The 17,249-nt window shown below is 42.7% G+C and carries 31 protein-coding genes; 29 read left to right on the forward strand and 2 right to left on the reverse strand.

Annotated features, from left to right (window positions below; translation table 11 throughout):
* Positions 1–375 precede the first annotated feature (375 nt).
* The 28 genes from rpsJ to rplQ all read left to right on the forward strand — a co-directional run bounded on the left by rpsJ (position 376) and on the right by rplQ (position 14,477).
* Positions 376–687, forward strand: coding sequence for a 30S ribosomal protein S10 (rpsJ, locus tag ACTXGL_RS11140; protein ID WP_010196670.1), 312 nt, complete (start codon positions 376–378; stop codon positions 685–687).
* 42 nt (positions 688–729) lie between these two features.
* Positions 730–1,368, forward strand: coding sequence for a 50S ribosomal protein L3 (rplC, locus tag ACTXGL_RS11145; RefSeq protein ID WP_319052266.1), 639 nt, complete (start codon positions 730–732; stop codon positions 1,366–1,368).
* 14 nt (positions 1,369–1,382) lie between these two features.
* On the forward strand, positions 1,383–1,985 hold the full coding sequence (rplD, locus tag ACTXGL_RS11150) for a 50S ribosomal protein L4 (RefSeq protein WP_319052267.1): 603 nt from the start codon (positions 1,383–1,385) through the stop codon (positions 1,983–1,985).
* Positions 1,982–2,332 carry a 50S ribosomal protein L23 gene (rplW, locus tag ACTXGL_RS11155; protein ID WP_319052268.1) on the forward strand — a complete coding sequence of 117 codons (351 nt, stop codon included), beginning with the start codon at positions 1,982–1,984 and terminating at the stop codon, positions 2,330–2,332. The genes rplD and rplW overlap by 4 nt, the downstream gene beginning before the upstream one ends.
* A gap of 11 nt (positions 2,333–2,343) precedes the next feature.
* Positions 2,344–3,171, forward strand: a complete 828-nt coding sequence (rplB, locus tag ACTXGL_RS11160; RefSeq protein WP_319052269.1) for a 50S ribosomal protein L2 — start codon at positions 2,344–2,346, stop codon at positions 3,169–3,171.
* Between the two features lie 12 nt (positions 3,172–3,183).
* Positions 3,184–3,459 (forward strand): 30S ribosomal protein S19, encoded by a 276-nt coding sequence (rpsS, locus tag ACTXGL_RS11165; protein ID WP_010196682.1) that lies wholly within the window; start codon positions 3,184–3,186, stop codon positions 3,457–3,459.
* 10 nt (positions 3,460–3,469) lie between these two features.
* Positions 3,470–3,799 carry a 50S ribosomal protein L22 gene (gene rplV, locus ACTXGL_RS11170; RefSeq protein WP_021813373.1) on the forward strand — a complete coding sequence of 110 codons (330 nt, stop codon included), beginning with the start codon at positions 3,470–3,472 and terminating at the stop codon, positions 3,797–3,799.
* Between the two features lie 3 nt (positions 3,800–3,802).
* Positions 3,803–4,525, forward strand: a complete 723-nt coding sequence (rpsC, locus tag ACTXGL_RS11175; protein WP_057758704.1) for a 30S ribosomal protein S3 — start codon at positions 3,803–3,805, stop codon at positions 4,523–4,525.
* A 3-nt stretch (positions 4,526–4,528) separates the two neighbouring features.
* The gene (gene rplP / locus ACTXGL_RS11180) at positions 4,529–4,942 is read left to right on the forward strand and encodes a 50S ribosomal protein L16 (RefSeq protein WP_025644399.1); all 414 of its coding nucleotides are present in this window, start codon (positions 4,529–4,531) and stop codon (positions 4,940–4,942) included.
* Entirely contained in the window at positions 4,942–5,139 is a 198-nt protein-coding gene (gene rpmC, locus ACTXGL_RS11185) for a 50S ribosomal protein L29 (protein ID WP_102094164.1), read from the forward strand. Before rplP ends, rpmC begins: the two co-directional genes overlap by 1 nt.
* Entirely contained in the window at positions 5,136–5,411 is a 276-nt protein-coding gene (rpsQ, locus tag ACTXGL_RS11190; protein WP_319052270.1) for a 30S ribosomal protein S17, read from the forward strand. The genes rpmC and rpsQ overlap by 4 nt, the downstream gene beginning before the upstream one ends.
* 182 nt (positions 5,412–5,593) lie before the next feature.
* Complete coding sequence (gene rplN / locus ACTXGL_RS11195; RefSeq protein ID WP_010196702.1) at positions 5,594–5,962, forward strand: 50S ribosomal protein L14; 369 nt, start codon at positions 5,594–5,596, stop codon at positions 5,960–5,962.
* Between the two features lie 8 nt (positions 5,963–5,970).
* A complete protein-coding gene (gene rplX, locus ACTXGL_RS11200; protein ID WP_011279796.1) occupies positions 5,971–6,288 on the forward strand; it encodes a 50S ribosomal protein L24 in 318 nt (105 codons plus the stop codon).
* Between the two features lie 21 nt (positions 6,289–6,309).
* Positions 6,310–6,846: a 50S ribosomal protein L5 gene (rplE, locus tag ACTXGL_RS11205; RefSeq protein ID WP_443526867.1), complete on the forward strand. Its 537-nt coding sequence runs from the start codon at positions 6,310–6,312 to the stop codon at positions 6,844–6,846.
* Between the two features lie 12 nt (positions 6,847–6,858).
* The gene (gene rpsN, locus ACTXGL_RS11210; protein ID WP_193006033.1) at positions 6,859–7,164 is read left to right on the forward strand and encodes a 30S ribosomal protein S14; all 306 of its coding nucleotides are present in this window, start codon (positions 6,859–6,861) and stop codon (positions 7,162–7,164) included.
* 11 nt (positions 7,165–7,175) lie between these two features.
* Positions 7,176–7,574 carry a 30S ribosomal protein S8 gene (gene rpsH / locus ACTXGL_RS11215; RefSeq protein WP_319052272.1) on the forward strand — a complete coding sequence of 133 codons (399 nt, stop codon included), beginning with the start codon at positions 7,176–7,178 and terminating at the stop codon, positions 7,572–7,574.
* Positions 7,575–7,750: 176 nt separating this feature from the next.
* On the forward strand, positions 7,751–8,284 hold the full coding sequence (gene rplF / locus ACTXGL_RS11220) for a 50S ribosomal protein L6 (protein ID WP_201599217.1): 534 nt from the start codon (positions 7,751–7,753) through the stop codon (positions 8,282–8,284).
* An 11-nt stretch (positions 8,285–8,295) separates the two neighbouring features.
* Positions 8,296–8,646 (forward strand): 50S ribosomal protein L18, encoded by a 351-nt coding sequence (gene rplR / locus ACTXGL_RS11225; RefSeq protein ID WP_319052273.1) that lies wholly within the window; start codon positions 8,296–8,298, stop codon positions 8,644–8,646.
* Between the two features lie 2 nt (positions 8,647–8,648).
* Positions 8,649–9,164, forward strand: coding sequence for a 30S ribosomal protein S5 (rpsE, locus tag ACTXGL_RS11230; RefSeq protein ID WP_010196711.1), 516 nt, complete (start codon positions 8,649–8,651; stop codon positions 9,162–9,164).
* 20 nt (positions 9,165–9,184) lie between these two features.
* Positions 9,185–9,364, forward strand: a complete 180-nt coding sequence (gene rpmD, locus ACTXGL_RS11235; RefSeq protein WP_057758718.1) for a 50S ribosomal protein L30 — start codon at positions 9,185–9,187, stop codon at positions 9,362–9,364.
* A complete protein-coding gene (gene rplO / locus ACTXGL_RS11240; protein ID WP_443526868.1) occupies positions 9,364–9,804 on the forward strand; it encodes a 50S ribosomal protein L15 in 441 nt (146 codons plus the stop codon). The genes rpmD and rplO overlap by 1 nt, the downstream gene beginning before the upstream one ends.
* Before the next feature lie 19 nt (positions 9,805–9,823).
* Positions 9,824–11,155: a preprotein translocase subunit SecY gene (gene secY / locus ACTXGL_RS11245; protein ID WP_443526908.1), complete on the forward strand. Its 1,332-nt coding sequence runs from the start codon at positions 9,824–9,826 to the stop codon at positions 11,153–11,155.
* A 30-nt stretch (positions 11,156–11,185) separates the two neighbouring features.
* Complete coding sequence (gene rpmJ, locus ACTXGL_RS11250) at positions 11,186–11,302, forward strand: 50S ribosomal protein L36 (protein ID WP_010196721.1); 117 nt, start codon at positions 11,186–11,188, stop codon at positions 11,300–11,302.
* A 251-nt stretch (positions 11,303–11,553) separates the two neighbouring features.
* Positions 11,554–11,910, forward strand: coding sequence for a 30S ribosomal protein S13 (gene rpsM / locus ACTXGL_RS11255; RefSeq protein WP_021813384.1), 357 nt, complete (start codon positions 11,554–11,556; stop codon positions 11,908–11,910).
* Between the two features lie 20 nt (positions 11,911–11,930).
* Entirely contained in the window at positions 11,931–12,320 is a 390-nt protein-coding gene (gene rpsK / locus ACTXGL_RS11260) for a 30S ribosomal protein S11 (RefSeq protein WP_045454458.1), read from the forward strand.
* A gap of 48 nt (positions 12,321–12,368) precedes the next feature.
* Positions 12,369–13,010, forward strand: coding sequence for a 30S ribosomal protein S4 (gene rpsD, locus ACTXGL_RS11265; RefSeq protein WP_443526869.1), 642 nt, complete (start codon positions 12,369–12,371; stop codon positions 13,008–13,010).
* Between the two features lie 80 nt (positions 13,011–13,090).
* Complete coding sequence (locus tag ACTXGL_RS11270; protein ID WP_201599219.1) at positions 13,091–14,098, forward strand: DNA-directed RNA polymerase subunit alpha; 1,008 nt, start codon at positions 13,091–13,093, stop codon at positions 14,096–14,098.
* A gap of 19 nt (positions 14,099–14,117) precedes the next feature.
* Positions 14,118–14,477: a 50S ribosomal protein L17 gene (rplQ, locus tag ACTXGL_RS11275; RefSeq protein WP_021813387.1), complete on the forward strand. Its 360-nt coding sequence runs from the start codon at positions 14,118–14,120 to the stop codon at positions 14,475–14,477.
* A gap of 85 nt (positions 14,478–14,562) precedes the next feature.
* Here rplQ and ACTXGL_RS11280 read toward each other — a convergent pair whose 3' ends face one another.
* A complete protein-coding gene (locus ACTXGL_RS11280; RefSeq protein ID WP_319052276.1) occupies positions 14,563–15,183 on the reverse strand; it encodes an L-threonylcarbamoyladenylate synthase in 621 nt (206 codons plus the stop codon).
* A 260-nt stretch (positions 15,184–15,443) separates the two neighbouring features.
* Positions 15,444–16,172 carry an elongation factor P hydroxylase gene (locus tag ACTXGL_RS11285; protein ID WP_443526870.1) on the reverse strand — a complete coding sequence of 243 codons (729 nt, stop codon included), beginning with the start codon at positions 16,170–16,172 and terminating at the stop codon, positions 15,444–15,446.
* 199 nt (positions 16,173–16,371) lie between these two features.
* Between ACTXGL_RS11285 and ACTXGL_RS11290 the strand changes: the two genes are divergently transcribed.
* Positions 16,372–16,965: a YceD family protein gene (locus tag ACTXGL_RS11290; protein WP_443526871.1), complete on the forward strand. Its 594-nt coding sequence runs from the start codon at positions 16,372–16,374 to the stop codon at positions 16,963–16,965.
* Positions 16,966–17,249: the final 284 nt, after the last annotated feature.

Here is a 17,249-nt window from a genome sequence, read left to right on the forward strand (position 1 = left end):
ATAAATAAACTTATATGTGAGAAATTTTCAGAGTTGGTATATGAAACTCTCAAATATATTGCCCTTGCAATGACCAAAATACTGTGTATAATATACACCACTGAATTATATACGCGCAGCTGAACAGAAAAGCTGGCGCTATTACAGCTGGAGCATCGTTTCTAGCACTATTTCATTATGCCTTTGCTGACATCCATTATAGGAGGGTCGGCGGGGCTTTAAACTATTTTGCTTTTGGCACGCTATAAGTTCGGATAAAGAACTCATTCTGGTTAAGAACAGAAGGCCGCTTTAAGTGAATATTTAACCAAACTGCTTTTGATCATGATCTTGCAACGCAAGAATGACGAAAGCACATATTAGGAGCTTGCTGGCATGGCTAACCAGAGAATCCGTATCCGTCTTAAGTCTTTTGATCATCGTCTGATTGATCAATCTGCACAAGAGATTGTTGATACTGCAAAGCGCACCGGTGCGCAAGTTTGTGGTCCTGTACCGTTGCCGACTCGCATTGAGCGCTTCAACGTTCTAACCTCACCACACGTTAACAAAGACGCTCGTGATCAGTACGAAATCCGTACTCATAAGCGTATGGTTGATATCGTTCAACCTACTGACAAAACTGTGGATGCGCTAATGAAATTAGATTTAGCGGCGGGTGTTGACGTTCAAATTGCTTTGGGTTAATGCACACCCAACCCATTAATATAAGATATAAAGAGGTCTAAAATGGCGATCGGTTTAGTCGGTAAAAAGTGCGGCATGACCCGTGTCTTCACTGAAGCAGGCGCATCTATCCCTGTAACAGTAGTTGAGGTCGATGCAAACCGCATTACTCAAGTAAAAAGTACTGATGTAGATGGTTATCAAGCCATCCAAATCACTACAGGTACCCGTCGTGACAGCCGCGTAACTGCAGCACAAAAAGGTCACTTCGCTAAAGCTGGTGTTAAAGCTGGCCGTGGTGTTTGGGAATTCCGTGCCAACGAAAGCGATCTTGAAGGTCGTGAGATTGGTGGCGAGATTCTAGCTGATTTGTTCGAACAAGGTCAGATGGTTGATGTGACAGGACAGAGCAAAGGTAAAGGCTTTCAGGGTCCAGTAAAGCGTCACAACTTTAGTATGCAAGATGCTACTCATGGTAACTCAGTGTCTCATCGTGCGCATGGTTCAACTGGTCAAAACCAGTCACCAGGTAAAGTATTCAAAGGCAAGAAGATGGCGGGCCAGATGGGTAACAAGCGTGTTACTGTTCAAGGCCTAGAAGTGATTTCGGTTGATGCCGAAAAAGGGTTACTTGTCATCAAGGGTGCTATCCCAGGTGCCACCGGTGGCGATGTTATCGTACGTCCGTCAGTCAAAGCCTAAGCAAGGGGATTAACGTGGATTTAAAAACAGTTACAGGTGCGGCGGTTGAGCTTTCTGATACGGCTTTTGGTCGTGAATTCAACGAAGCACTAGTGCATCAGGTCGTCACCGCTTATTTAGCTGGTGCTCGTCAAGGTACACGCGCACAAAAAACCCGTGCCGAAGTTTCTGGCGGTGGTATCAAGCCATGGCGCCAAAAAGGTACTGGTCGCGCTCGTGCGGGCTCTATTCGTAGCCCAATATGGCGTTCAGGTGGTCGTGCATTCGCTGCAAAACCACAAGATTGGTCACAGAAAGTAAACCGTAAAATGTATCGCGGTGCGATGCAGTGCATCCTAGCAGAATTGATTCGTCAAGAGCGTCTGATTTTGGTAGAAGAGTTGAGCGTTTCTGGGCCGAAAACTAAAGAACTGATTGCAAAGCTAAATGAGCTTGGTGCACCTCGTGCATTGATCGTCACTAAAGAAGTTGACGAGAACTTATACTTAGCTGCTCGCAACATTCCACACGTCAACGTACTTGGTACAGGCGAAGTGGATCCAGTGAGCTTGATCGCATTTGATAAAGTGATCATGTCAGTTGAAGCTGCGAAACAATTTGAGGAAGCACTAGCATGAACAACGCAAGACTTTATCAGGTCTTAAGAGGACCTGTATTCTCAGAAAAATCTCAAATGCTTGGCGACTCACTTGGTGTGCAGGTATTTAAAATTGATTCTAATGCTACTAAGCTTGAAGTCAAGAAAGCAGTTGAGTTGATGTTTGAAGGTGTTGAAGTTACTAAAGTAAACACTTTGAATGTTAAAGGTAAGACAAAGCGTTTTGGTAAAAGCATCGGCCGTCGTAACGACTATAAAAAAGCCTATGTTACCTTAAAAGCTGGTCAAGATGTACAAATGGCTGATGCTGGTGAAGACGTAGCGAACACTACTACTTCTACTAGTGAAACAGCGAATAACGAATAAGGATTACACTCATGCCTATCGTAAGAGCAAAGCCAACATCACCAGGCCGTCGTTTTGTTGAAAAAGTGGTGCATCCACACCTTTATAAAGGTCGTCCTTATGCAGCGCTTCTAGAATCAAAAAGTAAGTCAGGTGGTCGTAACAATAATGGTCGTATCACTACTCGTCACATTGGCGGTGGTCATAAGCAACATTATCGCATTATCGACTTCAAACGTACTAAAGACAATATCCCGGCAACGGTAGAGCGTATTGAATACGATCCTAACCGTACTGCACATATTGCACTACTTAAGTATGCTGATGGCGAACGTCGTTACATCATTGCTGCTAAGAAACAAGCAGTTGGTGATACTGTAATGTCAGGTGAGACGTCTCCAATTCGTCCAGGTAACTGCCTACCGCTAAAAAACATCCCATTGGGTACTGTGATTCACAATATCGAGCTTAAAATCGGTAAAGGTGCACAGATGGCTCGTTCTGCGGGTGCTAGCGTTCAGTTATTAGGCCGTGACGGTATCTACGCTATTATACGTCTACGCTCTGGCGAAACACGCCGTGTACACGTAAATTGCCGTGCTGTTATTGGTGAAGTTTCTAACACTGAAAACAACTTGAAATCACTTGGTAAAGCTGGTGCTTCACGTTGGCGTGGTGTTCGTCCTTCAGTTCGTGGTGTCGCTATGAACCCGGTTGATCACCCACATGGTGGTGGTGAAGGTCGTAACAAAGGTCGCCATCCAACTAGCCCTTGGGGTCAGAAGTCTAAAGGACTTAAAACGCGTCACAATAAGCGTACTGACAACATGATCATCCGCCGTCGCGCCAAGAAGAAATAAAGGAAGAATTTCATGCCTCGTTCATTGAAAAAAGGTCCATTCATAGACGCGCACTTATTTGCTAAAGTTGAGAATGCATTAGACACCAACTCACGCAAGCCAATTAAAACTTGGTCGCGCCGCTCGATGATCCTACCACAAATGGTTGGCTTAACTTTATCTGTCCACAACGGCCGTACTCATGTACCGGTTATCGTAAGTGAGCAGATGGTTGGTCATAAACTAGGTGAATTTGCCCCGACTCGTACGTATCGTGGTCATGGCATTGACAAAAAAGCTAAGAGATAAGGTGCTTACCATGGAAGTAACTGCAAAATTACGCGGTGCCGCCATATCGGCACAAAAAGTTAGACTCGTTGCTGATGAAGTTCGTGGCAAATCTATTGAGCGTGCTTTGGATATCCTAACGTATAGCAATAAAAAAGGCGCTGTGTTTGTTAAGAAATGTCTTAACTCAGCCATCGCCAATGCCGAACATAATCACGGCCTAGATATCGACGACCTTAAAGTCGCTACTATCTATGTTGATGAAGGCATTACGCTAAAACGTATCCTACCACGTGCCAAAGGTCGCGCTGATCGTATCAGTAAGCGTACTTGTCACATCACTATAAAGGTAGGAGAATAAGTTATGGGTCAAAAAGTACATCCAATCGGAATTCGTCTTGGTGTTGTAAAAAAGCATAACGCAAACTGGTATGCTAACCCTAAACAATACTCAGAATACCTAATCAACGATATTCAAGTTCGTGAATATCTACGCAAGAAGCTAGATAACGCAATGATCAGCAACATCATGATCGAGCGTCCTACTGGCGCTGCTAAGATCACCATCGCCACTGCGCGTCCTGGTATCGTTATCGGTAAGAAAGGCGAAGATATCGAAAGACTTCAAAAAGAATTGACCAAAATTATGGGCGTACCTGCTCAGGTCAACATTGAAGAAATCACGTCACCTGATCTTGATGCACGTTTGGTAGCAGACGGTATCGGTAGCCAGCTTGAGCGTCGTGTTATGTTCCGCCGTGCGATGAAGCGCGCCGTACAGAACAGCATGCGTTCTGGTGCTAAAGGTATTAAAGTTGAGCTGTCTGGTCGTCTTGGCGGTGCTGAGATTGCTCGTAGCGAATGGTATCGTGAAGGCCGTGTGCCATTGCATACACTTCGTGCTGATATTGACTACTCGTCAATTCGTGCAGAGACAACTTACGGCACCATCGGTGTTAAAGTTTGGATTTTCCGTGGCGAAATCCTTGACGGTATGAATAGCGTTTACAATCCCGTCAAAGAAGAGCAGACTCGTGCGCCAAAACGCCGTGGTCGTGGAAACCGTCGAAACTCAGACAGAGGTTAAACTATGTTACAGCCAAAACGTACCAAGTTTCGTAAAATGCACAAAGGTCGTAACACTGGGCTAGCTCATCGTGGAAGCACCGTTGCATTCGGACAAATTGGTCTAAAATCATTGACGCGTGGTCGTATGACAGCTCGTCAAATTGAAGCAGCACGTCGTACCATCACTCGTAAAATTAAGCGTGGCGGTAAGATTTGGATTCGTGTATTCCCAGACAAGCCAATTACCAACAAACCATTAGAAGTACGTATGGGTAAAGGTAAAGGTCCAGTCGAGTATTGGGTATGCGAAATCAAGCCTGGTAAAGTGCTATATGAAATTGAAGGGGTATCTGAAGAGCTTGCTCGCGATGCTTTAACGCTTGCTGCAGCAAAACTGCCCTTTAAAACTACCATTGTTAAGCGGACGATAATGTAATGAAGATCAGTGAATTACGTGATAAATCATTAGAAGAACTGACCCAGTTACTTGATGAAAAGCAACTTGATGCTTTCCGTATTCGTATGGCTAAAGCAACTGGTCAGTTGGGTAATACCCATGAAGTTAGAGACAATCGTCGTACGATTGCCCAGCTTCAGACTTTGATTAACGAGAAACAACGAGGCGACTCATGAGCGATAACAATCAAACAGCTACCAATGCTAGCGTAGTGACAGGACGAGTTGTCAGCGATAAGATGGACAAGTCCATCACAGTTTTGATTGAGCGTCTGGTTCGTCATCCTTTGTATGGCAAGCAGCTTCGTCGTTCTACTAAAATCAAAGCACATGATGAGAACAACGTTTGCCAACAAGGTGACCTTGTCCGTATCAAAGAAACGCGTCCAATCTCAAAAACTAAGTCTTGGACTTTAGTTGATGTGGTTGAAAAAGTAGAAAAAATCTAAGTAAATTGCATTAAAAGCCAGAAGCTGTTAAAATAGCCGCCTTTTTAAGGATGCTGATTGCGCCGAGCGTATATCACTCACATGAAGAGTAAGTCGCGGCTATTTCTATTAAAATGCCGTCTACTCATTCTGTGCTAGCGGCAGCAACTGGTTTTTATTGCTCATACGTGTGGAGTAACGCTATGATTCAGGTTGAGTCAATGCTGGAAGTTGCAGACAATAGCGGTGCAAGGCGAGTTCAGTGCATTAAAGTACTGGGTGGTTCTCATCGTCGTTATGCATCAGTTGGCGACATTATTAAAGTAACGGTTAAAGAAGCCATTCCTCGCGGTCGTGTTAAAAAAGGCGACGTGATGAATGCAGTAGTTGTACGTACCAAAAAAGGCGTTCGTCGTCCTGATGGTTCTGTGTTACGTTTTGATGACAATGCTGCGGTATTGTTAAACCAAAACAAAGCGCCGATTGCAACTCGTATTTTTGGACCGGTAACTCGTGAACTACGTGGTGATCAGTTTATGAAAATTGTATCACTAGCACCAGAAGTATTGTGAGGTAATCCATGTCAAAATTACGTAAAGGCGATACAGTTATCGTGATTGCTGGGAAAGACAAAGGCAAGCAAGGTACTGTACAAGCTGTAAAAAATGATCGTATTAAAGTTGAAGGCATTAATATTGTTACTAAACATCAGAAGCCAAATCAGGCAACTGGCGTTGAAGGTGGCATTCTTAAGCAAGAAGCTTTTCTGCATATTTCAAATGTCGCAATCTTAAATGCGCAAACCCAAAAAGCAGACCGTATTACTTATCAGTTTGGCGAAGACGGCAAGAAACAACGCGTCTATCGTTCAAACGGTGAAGTAGTGGCGACTGCGTAAGACACTAAGGGTGTAATGGTAATGGCAAGATTAAAATCTTTATATAACGATGAACTAAAGCAACAAATCAAAGAAGAACTTGGTTTGGGTAACGTGATGCAAGTGCCGAAAATCACTAAAATCACACTTAACATGGGTGTGGGTGGCGCGTCTCAAGACAAGAAATTGCTTGAAGGTGCTGTAGCTGATATGACCGCTATTGCTGGTCAAAAGCCTGTTGTCACTAAAGCGCGTAAATCAGTCGCTGGCTTTAAGATTCGTGAAGAATGGCCAATTGGTTGTAAAGTAACGCTACGCGGTGAGCAAATGTACGAATTTTTAGATCGTCTCGTTGCCATTGCAATTCCTCGTATTCGTGATTTCCGCGGTTTTTCACCTAAAGCCTTTGACGGACGTGGTAACTACTCATTGGGTATCAAAGAACAAATCGTATTCCCAGAAGTAGATTTTGACAAGATTGATCGTATCCGTGGTATGGATGTGACTATCACCACGTCAGCTCAATCTGATGAAGAAGGTCGTGCGTTGCTTAAAGCATTCGGCTTCCCATTTAAATAAGGTAAAGACGTTATGGCAAAGAAGAGCATGATTAACCGCGAATTAAAGCGCGAAAAAATGGTTGCTAAGTATGCTGAAAAGCGTATCAAGCTAAAAGAAACTATCAGTGATATGACTGCAAGTGACGAAGCTCGTATGGAAGCGATGTTAGAGCTACAAGCTCTTCCACGTAATTCATCACCAGTACGTCTGCGTAATCGTTGTGCTATCACCGGTCGTCCTCACGGTTACTTCCGCAAGTTTGGCTTATCACGCAATATGCTGCGTGAGCGTGTCATGCAAGGCGATGTGCCTGGTGTTCGTAAAGCAAGCTGGTAAGGAGTAACTATATGAGTATGCAAGATACCGTTGGGGATATGCTAACCCGTATCCGTAACGCACAAATGGCTAACAAAGTATCGGTAGCAATGCCGAGCTCTAAATTACGTAAATCAATTGCTGATTTGCTAGTTAGCGAAGGTTATGTGGCTAGCGCTGTTGTTGCTGAAGAAGAAAACAACAAAGCGACCCTTACTATTGAATTGAAATATTTCGAAGGCCGTGCTGTCATCGAAACTATTCAACGTTATAGCCGTCCTGGTCTACGCCAGTTCCGCGGTAAAGATGAAATCCCTACTGTTAAGCAAGGTATGGGTGTTGCTATCGTATCTACTAGCCAAGGTATCATGAGCGATCGTGCTGCACGCGCTGCTGGTATCGGTGGTGAAATCGTCGCATTTGTAGCGTAAGCTATACGACGATGAAGTCTACTTGATGAGTGTTAGGCTTCTATTGATTGAGTAATGTTAAATTATTTCAAATTGATAGGTGTCTAACATAGTCAACTATGCTAAACTAACACGCTTTTTAGCCTGTTAGTTTTTTCGCTAATATAAAGAAGTTAAATTTTTTAAGGAATATTCCTATGTCTCGTGTGGCTAAAGCCCCAGTGACGCTGCCTAACGGCGTAAGCGTTACTTTGAACGATCGGCAGGTCGAAGTTAAAGGCAAGAACGGTACTATGTCTTTACACCTGCATGAATTGGTCGAGCTGAAACAGGAAGATGATGCTATCATTTTCTCACCTACAGTCGATTCAAAAGAAGCTATGATGCACACTGGCACCATGCGCGCTCTTATTAACAACTATGTTAAAGGCGTCAACGAAGGCTTTGAAAGACGTCTTCAGTTAATTGGTGTTGGTTATCGTGCTCAAGTTGCTGGTAACAAGGTAACTCTAAACGTTGGTTACTCTCATCCAGTAGAGTACACGTTACCTGAAGGTGTGTCAGCTGAAACCCCAACGCAAACTGAAATTGTTTTGAAATCAAACAATAAACAGCAGCTTGGTCAAGCAGCGGCTAATATCCGTGGTTTCCGCCCACCTGAGCCTTATAAAGGTAAAGGTATTCGTTATAGTGACGAGCATGTGATTCGCAAAGAAGCTAAGAAAAAATAAGGTGAGTTGAAATGTTTGATAAAAAAGCAGCTCGTCTGCGTCGAGCTAAGAAAACACGCGCACATATCCGTTTCTTAGGCGTTCATCGCTTAACGGTTAACCGCACGTCAAAACATATTTATGCCCAGATTATCTCTCCAAATGGTGGTGAAGTGATTGCTCAGGCATCTACCTTAGACAACAGCTTGCGTTCAGGCGCGACTGGTAATGCTGATTCAGCAACGTCTGTAGGCCAAATGATCGCAGAACGCGCAAAAGCAGCTGGCATTACTAAAGTTGCCTTTGACCGTAGTGGTTTCAAATATCATGGTCGAGTTAAAGCTTTAGCAGAAGCTGCTCGCGAAAACGGATTGGAGTTTTAATCATGGCTAGAAATGATAAAAATGATAAAAATGAACAGACTGACGGTCTAGTAGAACGCTTAGTTACCGTTGATCGCGTTGCAAAAGTTGTTAAAGGTGGTCGTATTTTCTCTTTCACTGCATTGACTGTAGTGGGTGATGGTAATGGCCGCGTTGGTTTTGGTCGTGGTAAAGCACGTGAAGTGCCAGCTGCTATCCAAAAAGCACTAGAAGCTGCTAAACGCAATATGATAACTGTTGAATTAAATGATGCAACTTTGTATCATCCGATCAAAGCACGTCATGGTGCTAGTAAAGTCTATATGCAACCTGCATCTGAAGGTACTGGCGTAATCGCTGGTGGCGCAATGCGTGCTGTATTAGAAGTTGCTGGTGTCAAAGATGTTTTGACTAAATGTTATGGTTCTACCAATACTGCTAACGTTGTTCGTGCAACGTTTAACGGTTTACGTGATATGTCAACTCCAGAGAAGATGGCAGCTAAACGTGGTAAATCTGTAGACGAAATCTTGGGTTAACTTAGACTAGGTGAGTTACGATGAAAAAAATGAAAGTCACTCAATTTAAATCGGGTGCCCATCGCCTAAAGAGCCACAAAGCGAGCTTGAAAGGATTGGGTTTACGCCGCATTAATCACACTGTTGTAGTAGAAGATACTCCTTCAACACGTGGCATGGTTAATCGCGTTAACTACATGGTAAAAGTGGAGGAAGCGTAATGGGTCTTAGATTAAATGAATTATCACCAGGTGTTGGCGCAAAGAAAACTGCCCAACGTCGTGGTCGTGGTATCGGTTCAGGTCTTGGTAAGACTGGTGGTCGTGGTGTAAAAGGTCAGAAATCTCGTTCAGGTTCTAGCGTTCGCTCAGGATTTGAAGGTGGTCAAATGCCTTTATATCGTCGTCTACCAAAATTTGGTTTTACCAGTAAACTGGCTATGAAGACTGCTGAAGTACGTCTTTCTGAACTGAATAAAATTGATGGTGATGTGGTTAGCCTTGAGACACTTAAAGCTGCTAACCTTGTCCGTCACGACATGAAGCGTGCCCGTGTTATGCTATCAGGCGAAGTCACCAAAGCTTATACCTTTAAAGGTATCAAAGTGACTAAAGGTGCTAAGCAAGCGATCGAAGCTGCTGGTGGTAGCATCGAGGAGTAGTAACGTGTCAAAACAATCAATGTCATCGACTGGTATACCGCTTAATCCATTCGCATTTATACGTAAGTATGATGAGTTATGGTCGCGTTTATTATTCTTAATCGGCGCATTGATTGTTTATCGTTTAGGGTCACATATTCCAGTGCCGGGTATTAACCCGGTCAACTTGGCTGATCTGTTTTCGCGCAACGAAAACACCATTTTGAGCATGTTTAATATGTTCTCAGGTGGTGCGCTAGAGCGTATGTCTATCATGGCACTTGGCATTATGCCATATATCTCAGCATCGATTATTGTACAGATGATGTCTGCAGTATTGCCATCGCTTGAGGCTCTCAAAAAAGAGGGTGAAGCAGGACGACGTAAGCTAAACAAGTACACCCGTCAGGGAACGCTTGCTTTAGCACTAGTACAGTCATTAGGAATGTGTGCTGGTTTGATCAGCCAAAACCTTACTTTATCATCTGGTTTGACCTTTTATATTCCAGCTGTTACTTCATTAGTAGCGGGCGCAATGTTCTTGATGTGGCTCGGTGAGCAGATTACAGAACGTGGCGTTGGTAACGGTATTTCAATGCTCATTTTTGCGAGTATTGTGGCTGGTACACCAGGTATGATTTCGCAATCTATCGAACAGGTCAATCAAGGTCAGATGAACTTGATTGTACTATTTATTTTTGTATTACTGGGAATTGCGGTAACTGCAGGTATTGTTTATATTGAACGTGCTCAGCGCCGTGTCCCTGTTAACTATGCTCAGAAACAACAGCAAGGCCGCAAAATTTACGCTCAGCAGCAGTCACATTTACCGTTGAAGCTTAATATGGCAGGGGTTATCCCAGCTATTTTTGCAAGTTCTTTATTGTTGTTTCCTGCAAGTTTAGGGCAGTGGGTAGGTCAATCAACTGACCCTACCTTTGTACAAAAAATATTGCAAAATATGGCATTGGTGTTGTCTCCAGGACAGCCGTTGTATTTAGTATTGTTCGGTGCAATGATTATTTTCTTCTGTTATTTTTATACGGCATTAGTATTTAGCCCTCGTGAAGTAGCAGAAAACCTTAAACGTAGTGGTGCTTATATCCCAGGTATTCGCCCAGGACAACAAACTCAGCGTTACCTCGATCATGTATTAAACCGACTGACCTTTATTGGCGCGATGTATATGACGGTTATTTGTTTAATGCCAATGGTCGTCCAGTCATCGTTTGGTGTACCGTTTCAACTTGGTGGTACGTCGCTACTGATTATGGTGGTTGTGGTAATGGACTTCATCTCGCAGATTCAAGCGCATTTGATGACCCATCAATATCATGATCAGACGTTAATTCAATCGCCCACTCAACCTTAATGAGCGGTACGATATTTCAAGGAGCATGCTATGAAAGTTCAAGCATCAGTTAAGAAGATTTGTGGTAGCTGTAAAGTTGTGCGCCGTAAAGGCCGTGTACATATCATTTGTACGGCAGAACCGCGCCACAAGCAACGTCAAGGTTAATATCTAGTATCATAAAGTTTTAAACTTTTATTACTATATAAATTAATACTTGAAAAATAACGGCGGATGGGATATCATCCGCCACTTGCCGTGTTTATACAGAATGTTTTATAATGGTTTTTAAGTACAGGATTTTACTAAATCCTAGTATCAAAAGTTATTATAGAGTGTGTAGTATCAACAGCAACAATTCTGAAAAATAATGCCTTATTGATAAATAACGCTTATTTTTCTTTAATGGAGAGAAATCAATGGCTCGTATTGCCGGCGTAAACATTCCGGATAATAAGCATGCTGTTATTTCACTAACTTACATCTTTGGTGTAGGTCGTACCACTGCTCAGAAAATCTTAGAAGCAGTTGGCATTGCCCCTACTACTAAAGTTAGCCAGTTAGATGATACACAGTTAGATGCTATCCGTGCACAAGTTGCAAACTACATGACTGAAGGTGACCTTCGTCGTGAAGTTTCAATGAATATCAAGCGTTTAGTTGATCTTGGTTGTTACCGTGGCATCCGCCATCGTCGTAACCTACCAGTTAGAGGTCAGAATACCAAGAACAACGCTCGTACTCGTAAGGGTCCGACACGCCCTCTCAAAAGATAATTAACTTAGGAAGCTAAAAGATGGCAAAAGACACTCGCAGTCGCAAAAAGGTGACTCGTCGTTCAGTATCGGAGGGCATTGCCCATATCCATGCGTCTTTTAATAACACCATTGTTACGATTACCGATCGTCAAGGTAATGCATTGGCTTGGGCCACTTCAGGTGGACAAGGCTTCCGTGGTTCACGTAAATCTACACCATTTGCAGCTCAGGTTGCAGCTGAAGTCGCTGGTAAAGCGGCTCAAGAATACGGTGTTAAGAATATCGACGTTTTGGTCAAAGGACCAGGACCGGGTCGTGAGTCTGCGGTAAGAGCACTAGGTGCATTGGGTTATAAAGTTAACAGCATCTCTGATGTAACCCCAATCCCACACAATGGTTGCCGTGCGCCGAAAAAGCGCCGCGTCTAATATTAAAGACGAAGCTTTTTATTCCAAAAGCTTATAGGAGACATAACAATGGCCCGCTATATTGGACCAAAACTGAAATTATCACGTCGTGAAGGTACAGACTTAGGTCTTAAGTCTGGCGTTAAACCATATGACGTAAAAACGAAAAAAGCTGGTCGTCCACCAGGTCAGCACGGTGTAAGCCGTAACAAGACCTCAGAATACGCTCTACAGCTGCGCGAAAAGCAGAAAGTTAAGCGTATTTATGGTGTATTAGAGCGTCAGTTCGCTAACTACTACAAAGAAGCTGCTCGTAAGCGCGGTGCTACTGGTGAAAACCTTTTAGCTATGCTTGAGAGCCGTCTAGATAACGTTGTATATCGCATGGGCTTTGGCTCAACTCGCGCTGAAGCACGTCAACTAGTTAGCCATCGTACCGTAATGGTAAAGAAAGCTGGCCGTGATGAGTTTGTTCGTGTGAACATTCCATCAATTCAGCTTCAAGATGGTGATGTCATCGCTATCCAAGAGAAGTCTCGCGAACAGCTACGTATTAAAAACGCTATTGAACTAGCGTTACAACGTGGCATTCCAGAATGGCTTGATGTTGATCACAGCAAATTACAGGGCACGTTCAAAAAAGCGCCTGATCGTATTGATCTACCTGCTGAAATCAACGAAAGCTTGATCGTTGAGCTATACTCTAAGTAATAACGTAATGCTCAATGTTATGAAAATAACATTGAGCACTCAACGTTAATTAAACCAGTTTAATAAATCGAGGTGACATCATGATGCTAAATGCAACTGAGTTTCTAACGCCGAATGCCATTAATGTGGATACGGTTAATGAAACGATTGCGAAAGTCACGCTCGAACCGTTAGAACGCGGCTTTGGGCATACCCTAGGTAATGCTCTGCGTCGCATCTTGTTATCTTCATTACCTGGTGCTGCAGTCATTGAAGCTGAGATTGATGGTGTTGACCATGAATACTCTACGCTTGAAGGGCTACAAGAAGATGTACTTGACTTGCTTTTGAACTTAAAAGGTTTGGCAATTACGCTTCATGACCAAAATGAAGTATTTTTGACCTTGGATAAACAAGGTCCAGGCACTATTACTGCTGCAGACATCGCGTTACCGCACAATGTTGATATTATCAATCCAGAATTGGTTTTGGGTACATTGAGCGACCGTGGTCATCTTAAGATGCGTTTGCGCGTAGTGATGGGTCGTGGATATGAGCCAGCAAACCAGCGCCGTGAAGATGGTGATACTAGAGCAATTGGACGCTTAAAGCTTGATGCAAGTTTTAGTCCTGTGCTACGTGTTGCTTATCAGGTTGAGAACGCTCGCGTTGAGCAGCGTACTGATCTTGATCGTCTTATCGTTGAGCTTGAAACTAATGGCACTATAGATCCAGAAGAAGCAATTCGTAAAGCAGCAACTATTTTACAGCAACAGATTTCTATCTTTGTTGACCTAGAAGCTGAAGAAGCGCCTGAGCCTGTGAAAGAAAAAGAAGAGGTTGATCCGGTGCTATTACGCCCTGTGGACGATCTTGAACTAACGGTTCGCTCAGCCAACTGCTTGAAAGCTGAAAACATTTACTATATCGGTGATTTGGTACAGCGTTCAGAGACTGAACTTCTAAAAACCCCAAATCTTGGTAAGAAATCATTAACAGAAATCAAGGACGTATTAGCGTCTAAAGATTTAGAGCTCGGTATGCGCCTAGATAACTGGCCACCAGCTGATTTACGTGTTGATGATCGCTTTTCTTATCGTAGCCGTTAAACTTTAAGGATTTTTGACTATGCGCCATCGTAAGAGTGGAGTCAAGCTGGGTCGTACCGGCAGTCATCGTAAGGCAATGTTTCAGAACATGACTAACTCATTATTTGAGCATGAACTGATCAAAACAACTTTACCAAAAGCTAAAGAACTACGTCGCGTTGCCGAGCCATTGATCACTATGGCTAAAGAAGACAGCGTTGCTAACCGTCGTTTGGCATTCAGCCGTATGCGTAGCAAAGCTATGGTAGGCAAATTATTTGGCACGTTAGGTCCTCGTTACCAGACGCGTCCAGGTGGTTATTTGCGTATCGTAAAGTGTGGTTACCGTGATGGTGACAATGCGCCAATGGCTTATGTAGAATTGGTTGATCGCGACTAGTTTTGCACCATAGATATATTTCATAAAAAAGCTCCAATTCAATTGGAGCTTTTTTTTATCTAGAATTTGGTTAATTGTTATCTGTTTAAAGCAACAATGAATCAACGTCAGCAGCACCCTGTCTAATCACTTCAGGCTGACTATTGGTCATGTCTACAATGGTGGTAAGTTTGGTTGTCTTTATGCCTGCATTGATAAGACCGTCTATTTGATTACCTAACAAGTCTTCAATTTCAAACGGATCATCTAAAATATCGTCTCTATCAGGAAGAATCAAAGAACTGGTCAAAATAGGTTCATCCATCGCTTCCAATAGCGCTTGGGCAATAGGATTGCTAGGCACACGAATACCAATCGTTTTCTTTTTTGCGTGGGCGAGTTTCTTAGGCACATCTTTTGTAGCATTGAGAATAAAAGTAATTGGCGCTGGCGTATGCGCTTTAAGCTGTTTAAATTGTACATTGTCGACTGTAGCGTAGTTTGCAATCTCACTAAGATCACGGCATAACAAAGTAAATTGATGCTTGTCATCAAGCTCGCGAATTTGCTTTAGCTTAGTCAAGGCGTCCTTTGCGCCCAACCGACAACCAAAAGCATAACTGGTATCTGTTGGATAAATGATCAGTTGATCCTTGCGTAGCATATTGGCAGCTTGTTCGATGAGACGTGGCTGCGGATTTTCTGGATGAATATAGAGTACTTCCATAATAATTCCTTATTTTATAGTTATTGGTTTTTTTATTAATACAAATAATTTGTCAGCTGGTTAAAGCTAATTTAATCAGAAGTAGTGTCGCTGAACACTACTTCGTATGTTGCTAATGCAATCTACTCAAAAATGCTATTTCAATTATCAGTATAGCTCAAAGCCAATAGAGCTTTAGTGGTAAGGCGTTACCAATCGTAGAAAATCGTTAACACCAAAAAAATGAGTAGCTCAAATAAAAGCCTTATTGGCGTTTGATATTATTTATCTTTGCAAGCACGGAGTAGGGTGCTGAGTAATGTCTTAGCATCACGTGGTAAAATTTTTGGATTTTCAAGATAGGTTTCTACTTGTTGATAGACGTCATTAGCAAATGCACTCTCGCTAGTGTCAAAGTCAGCAAACAAGTTATCTTGTGAGACTTGAAAATGTCGCCCACATGCTAGAGTAAATAGACACTCTAGTGCTTGCGGCTTGATTTCTACACGCTCAAATGCCTGCTGCTGAGCTGCTGTTCGACCGTCTGGGGCATACCAGTAGCCAAAATCAGGTAGTCGCCTACGAGCCTCACCAGCCACACACCAATGACTGATTTCATGCAAAGCACTTGCAAAAAAACCATGGGCGAATTCGATTCTGGCAGGTTGATTACCTTGAATAGGAAAGTATTCAGGCTCACTATTACTACGGACCAATACGACCTGCTGCTCACTGAACAATGTATTGAACAGACTTATCAGCCAATCAGTAGCTGCACGCTCGCTATCAGTCGCTTCTACTGCTTGACGACCGTACTCAAGATTGATGCTAGACAGTTTTTGCCACTGACGTTTCCATTCTTTTAAGCATTTATTACTGTCAGAACATTCTGACTTAGTAGATGTTTTTGCTAGGTCGCTGTTTTGCTGAGTAATGCGCTCGACAAGTACATTAACGTCAATAGAAGAAAGTAAGTTAGAAAAATCAGTTTTGTTGTTAGACAGATCCATAAATAAAATATTGACTCAATAAACATTAAAAAATAGGCACCAAGAACAGAAAGATTATCTGAATGAAAAAGGAGCAAGTATAGAGGTTTAGATAGTTTTTCTGTCAAAAAATATTAACATACTACCGCTAGCGTAGCCTGATACTTTCCGTTAGTATGGCAGGCAATATTATACACCGTTTTTATGAATGAGGCCTCGCATGTCAAGCACTTCAGAAACCAAGCCGTCAGCACCTTATGCTGATAATAAAAAAGCGTCCGTATCTACTAGCATGCCTGAGCACATTTCATTAGATAAATGGGCTGATACGGGTTATGAATGGTCGGGAGAAATTGATCCAAAACTATTTGATCGTCTTGCTACTACACTAAGTACAGAGCATGAACAATCACATATCCAGTTGAATGCGACGCTTTATCGCCGCAATAATGTTTTGCATCTGGCATTCACTTTGGCAGGTGATGTCTGGTTGACGTGTCAACGTTGTTTACAGCCAATTGCGATAGACTTGTCTGATGACTACGATATTGCGCTACTTGAAAACGATAGCCAAGTACGCTTGGTCAATGATGAGCAAGATTACTTGTTGCTCGATGAAATCGTCACTGAGCAATCTCCTGAGCGTTTATTGCCATTCAAAAAACTGGTAGAAGATGAGATTTTGCTCAAAACACCAATGGCGCCAAAACATGACGACTGTGAAATGTCAGTTGAGCAGTTCGGCGAGCTCCCAGAAGAAGAAGAAACCGAAAACCCTTTTGCAGCTTTAGCTTCATTAAAAGGCAAATTATAAATACAGAATTGACTTGCTAGATGTATTTATTGAGCCTTTTGTCTGCTTTGCACAGAAGAGTGCAAGGCAGGGCTTTATTAATTCAATAAACATGCGTATAATGTCCGGTTTATTGCATTCGAGCAACCTGTTGCGTGCTGATAGAAGCTGACTAGGTAAATTTTTCATAAATTTCAGACATAGTTAGCGCTTTATGTAAGTGACAATTTATTTAACTAATGATGCTTAAGACTTAGGTTGTTATGATTATATAGCCTCTGTCAGTATCGACTAAAGCTGAATTT

The sequence above is a fragment of the Psychrobacter sp. T6-6 genome (assembly GCF_052258185.1).
Taxonomy (GTDB): Bacteria; Pseudomonadota; Gammaproteobacteria; order Pseudomonadales; family Moraxellaceae; genus Psychrobacter.